At 62.0% G+C, this 5,133-nt stretch carries 3 protein-coding genes and 1 pseudogene; 3 read left to right on the forward strand and 1 reads right to left on the reverse strand.

Features of this window, described 5'->3' with window-relative positions; genetic code table 11:
• From DBR18_RS15220 to DBR18_RS15235, 3 genes are all read left to right on the forward strand, one after another.
• Positions 1–982, forward strand: a 982-nt coding sequence (locus DBR18_RS15220) for a phospholipase (RefSeq protein WP_256588719.1), incomplete at its 5' end; no start/stop codon positions are given.
• A gap of 43 nt (positions 983–1,025) precedes the next feature.
• Positions 1,026–2,984: a DUF1302 domain-containing protein gene (locus DBR18_RS15225; protein ID WP_108590924.1), complete on the forward strand. Its 1,959-nt coding sequence runs from the start codon at positions 1,026–1,028 to the stop codon at positions 2,982–2,984.
• A 148-nt stretch (positions 2,985–3,132) separates the two neighbouring features.
• Entirely contained in the window at positions 3,133–4,506 is a 1,374-nt protein-coding gene (locus tag DBR18_RS15235) for a DUF1329 domain-containing protein (protein ID WP_097090452.1), read from the forward strand.
• 290 nt (positions 4,507–4,796) lie between these two features.
• Here DBR18_RS15235 and DBR18_RS29260 read toward each other — a convergent pair.
• Positions 4,797–5,133 (reverse strand): annotated as a pseudogene (locus tag DBR18_RS29260) (methyl-accepting chemotaxis protein); the annotation flags it as partial.

A 5,133-nucleotide genomic window follows, 5' to 3' on the forward strand; every position in this document is an offset into this window, starting at 1 on the left:
GCTCAATCCGCGCATTCATCTGGCGATGGTCATTCAGCCGTTGCCGGGTCAAGACCTGCCTGAGCGCGAACACCTCAACGCCGATCAGGTGATGGTCGAGCAGACGCTGTCACCGTGGAATCGTCAGCGTTTCATCCGCGTGGCGGACGGCGAGAAAGTCGCGGCGCTGGCGGTACTGGCAAGCGCCGCCGACGAGCCGGATTACGGTCACGACATCAACCTGTTCAGCGACAACCCCGGCGAGGTCGGCGCGCTGTATGGCTTCGGCCCGCAGCCGTTTGGCGATGCGCGTTTTCAGTACAGCTCGCAGGCGCCGTTCCACATGGGCTTCTTCCATGAAAGCGCGGTGGTGTATGCCGCTGCCAGATTTCTTCAGCGCAGTTGGCCGGACTGGCGCGCCTATCAGTACCTGGGGCTGGCGCGACTGGCATTCGCCTCTGGCCATCCTTACTGGGGCTACCGGTTTCTCGGTTGGGGCGTGCACCACGTGCAGGACCTGACCCAGCCGTATCACGCCAAGCCATTGCCCGGGGTCGAACTGCCCAGCCTGTTGCTGCTCGAGGGCAAGGCGCTGGCCGGTTTTGCCGATGATAAAAAAGCCTCGATCGAACGCGTCGCCACCCGCCATATGGAAATCGAGAAGTACCAGTCGACCTGGCTGCGCCGCGTGCTGCGTGCCGGTCAGGCGCATCCGATGCTCGCGGCCTATGGCGATGTGGCCGAGGACAAACAGTATCCGCCGTACTCGGTGGACTACCTGCGCGAAGTGGTCAGCGCCGAGTCGGTCGAGGATTCCGCCGCGTTTGATGAAGCCATCGGTCAATGGCTGGAGACGGCTCCGGTGACCAGCGATTTCAGCAGCGGCAATCAACTGCAGCGCGAGACGTTCGAGCATCCGGCACTCAATCAGCAGCTGTTCAAACTGCTCGGGCATTTCGGCGCGCACAGCCGGATTTATGTCCGCACGGGACTGGCACCGTAGCCGTCGCGGCCACGCAAAAAACAATAAGAACAAGGAGGAACCCATGATCAACACTCGATTGCGCCTCACCGGCGTGGCACTTCCCGGTGTCGGCCTGGCAGGGCTGCTGCAACTCTGTGCGGTGGATGCGGTGCAGGCGGCCGAGTTCAGCGTGCTGGACAATCAAGTCACCGGCTCGATCGACACGACCCTGTCCTATGGTCGTTTGTGGCGGGTGCAGGGCCGCGACAAGAACAATGATGACGTCAACACCAACGACGGCAATCGCAACTTCGACACCGGGCTGGTTTCCGAGGTGTACAAGATCACTTCCGAGCTTGAGGCCAACTACCAGAACTACGGGATGTTCCTGCGCGGCACGGCGTTCTACGACACCCAGTTGATGGACAAGCGCAACGATTACTACCGCAACAACAACCCGTCGCAGCCGAGCCAGAGTTACCCGCAGGACGACCGCTTCACCAGCCAGACCCGCGACATCGCCGGCAGCCGCATCGAGATGCTCGACGCCTATGTCTACGGCAATTGGGACGTGGCGCAGATGCCGGTCACCGCGCGGGTCGGGCGTCAGGTGTTCAACTGGGGCGAGGGGATTTTCTATCGCGGCGGCGTCAACACCACCAACCCGGTGGACGCCGCGAAGTACCGCTTGCCGGGCGCCGAGGTCAAGGAAGTGCTGATGCCGGTCGAGGCCGTGAGCTTCAACATCGGTCTCAGCGATTCGCTGACCCTGGAGAGCTTCTACCAGACCAACTGGAAGGAAACCCGCATCGATCCGGTTGGCACGTTCTATTCGCAGACCGACCTGTTCGCCGATGGCGGCAACACCGGTTACAACAACTTCAGCGGCACCGCACTCGACACGCCGGTGCCGGGCTTCGGCAATGTCATTGGCCTCTACAGCGCACTGGGCAACAACCCGTTGCTCGGCCCGGCACTGAAAAGCACCGGCCTCTACGCCAACGGTGTGACCCCGGCCTACGGCAACACGCTGAAGGTGGCGTCGATCGGCAAGGATTACAACGCGCGCAACGACGGGCAGTTCGGTTTCGCCTTCCGCTACATCGCCGAACAGCTCAACAGCACCGAGTTCGGCCTGTACCTGGTCAACTACCACGCCAAGGAGCCGACCATCGCCGCTGATCTGGGTGGCTACAAGGGCATCGACATGAATGCCCTGACCAACATGCTCGCCGGTGTCGCCGGCAGTCAGGCCGGGGCGCTGGCCAACGGTCTGGCGACGGCGGATGTGATGGGCAACATCCAGGCGCATCGACGTTATGCCGAAGACATTCGCATGTACGGTTTCAGCTTCAACACCACTTTGGGTCAGGCTTCGGTGTTCGGCGAGATTGCCTATCGACCGAACCTGCCGATCGGCATTGCCGCGACCAACGACCTGATCGGCGACCTGGCCAACGGCGCCGCTGTGGCGGTAACCGGCAAGCCCGTCAACGTCGGCGGGCAGATGGTCACTCTCGACAGCGAGATCAACAACGCCGAGCGCGTCGAGGCGTTCAACACCTCGCTGGGCAGTATCTACAACTTCGGCCCGACGCTGTCGTTCGACTCGATGTTCGGCATCTTCGAACTGGCCTCCGAACACTTGCGCGGCAGCAGCCTGCAATACACCGCCTACGACGGCAGCACGCGCTATTACGCCGGCACCGGCAACACCTCTTATGTGTCCGGCGGTGATCGTGACGATCAGGTCAACCGCAATTCCTACAGCTACACGGTGATGTTCAACGGCACCTGGAACGATGTGTACGCCGGGGTCAACGTCTCGCCTTACGTCGTCTACAAGGACGACTTCAAGGGCAACAGCTATCAGGCCGGCAACACCATCGACGGACGCAAGGCCTACACCCTGGGGGTCAAGGCCAACTACCAGAACAAGCTCGAAGCCGAGGTGCAGTACACCAACTTCTGGGGCGGCGGGCAGAACAACGGCATTCGCGACCGCGACAACGTCGGGTTCAACCTCAAGTATTTCTTGTGAGTTTCAGACGCAGATCCCGGGACAACTCATCCCCCTGTGGGAGCGGGCTTGCCCGCGAAGACGGCAGCACATTCGACATCAATGGTGGCTGACCCACCGCTATCGCTGGCAAGCCAGCTCCCACAGGGTACGCATTCTGGAGAAGAACATGTTTCATATTTCAAGATTGACGAAGACAACGCTGGCACTCGTGCTGGGTCTTGCTGCGAGCAGCACATTGGCCGCCATCACCCCCCAACAAGCCGAACAACTGAAAACCACCCTCACACCCATGGGCGCCGAGCGCGCGGGCAATGCCGCCGGCACCATCCCGGCCTGGACGGGGGGCATCACCCAGGCGCCGGCCGGGTACAAACCGGGCCAGCACCACCCGGACCCGTATGCGGCGGACAAGCCGCTGTTCACCATTACCAAAGCCAATCTGGACCAGTACAAGGCCCACCTCAGCCCAGGGCAGATCGCATTGTTCAACAGCTACCCCGACACGTTCCAGATGCCGGTCTATCCGTCGCGTCGTTCCGGTTCGGCGCCGCAATGGCTGTACGACAACACCCTGAAGAATGCCACCTCGGCCAAGCTGCTGGAGGGCGGCAGCGGATTCGCCGATGCCTACGGCGGCGTACCGTTCCCGGTGCCCAAGGACGGCATCGAAGTGCTGTGGAACCACATCACCCGTTATCGCGGAATCTACGTGGTACGTCGCGCGTCTGAAGCCCCGGTGCAGCGCAACGGCAGCTTTGCGCTGGTCACCTCGCAGCAGGAAGCGCTGTTCAACTTCTACCGTCCGGGCGGGCAGTACGCCGACCTGAAAAACATCCTGTTCTATTACCTCGCCTTCGTGAAAAGTCCGGCGCGACTGGCCGGTGGTGCGGCGCTGGTGCACGAGATGCTCGATCAGCTCAAGGACCCGCGCCAGGCCTGGGTCTACGACGCCGGCCAACGCCGCGTGCGCCGCGCGCCGAACCTGGCGTACGACACGCCGATCGCCTCATCCGATGGCCTGCGCACGGCAGACGACACCGACCTGTTTAACGGCGCACCGGACCGCTACGACTGGAAGCTCAAGGGCAAGCAGGAAATCTACATCCCCTACAACAACTACAAGGTCGGCAGCCCCGACGTGAAATACGCTCAACTGCTGACCCCCGGCCACCTCAACCCGCAATTCACCCGTTACGAGCTGCACCGCGTGTGGGTGGTCGAAGGCAACCTGAAACCGGGTGCACGCCATGTCTATTCCAAACGCGTGCTGTTCCTCGACGAGGACAGCTGGGGCGCGGCGCTGGTCGATCAATACGATGGGCGAGGGGAGTTGTGGCGGGTGTCGATGGCCTACCTGAAAAACTTCTACGACCTGCCGACGACGTGGAGCGCACTGGACGTGTTCCACGACCTGCAGGCCCGGCGTTACTACGTGCAGAACCTCGACAACGAAGAAGCTTCCACCGTCGACTTCTCGCAACCGGTGCCGGAAGACGCGTATTTCATGCCCTCGGCGCTGCGCCAGCGAGGCACACGCTAGAGTCAGGCAACACGCGCACCGGCCTGCTGATCCAACGCAACCCCTGTAGGAGCTGCCGCAGGCTGCGATCTTTTGACCTTGATTTTAAAAACCAGGATCAAAAGATCGCAGCCTGCGGCAGCTCCTACCCAAGGCGGGTTGTCTGGGACATTGGGTTGACTGGTCTGACGCAATCGCGGGCGAGCCCGCTCCCACAGGTTTTTCGGTCGTTCACATATTCCGTGTTCGACTCGTTTCCTGTGGGAGCGGGCTTGCCCGCGATTGGATTTACGCTTTGGCGCTGACTGAAATCAGACGCGGAAGTGGCTGACCATCTGCTGCAGCTGACCGCCCAGGCGTGCCAGTTCAACGCTGGACGCGGCGGTTTCATCACTGGCGGCGGCGGTTTGTTCCGACACGTCGCGCACGTTGATGATGCTGCGGCTGATCTCTTCGGCCACGGCGCTTTGCTGCTCGGCTGCGGCGGCGATCTGCTGGTTCATCGACTGGATGTTCGACACCGTGCGAGTGATGTTTTCCAGGGAGTCACCAGCCTTGCGGGTCAGGGCCACGCTGCTGTCGGTCAGGGCGCGGCTGTTGTTCATCACGGCAGCCACTTGCTGGGTGCCGTTCTGCAGACCGGCGACC

The organism is Pseudomonas sp. HMWF021 (genome assembly GCF_003061005.1).
Taxonomy (GTDB): domain Bacteria; phylum Pseudomonadota; class Gammaproteobacteria; order Pseudomonadales; family Pseudomonadaceae; genus Aquipseudomonas.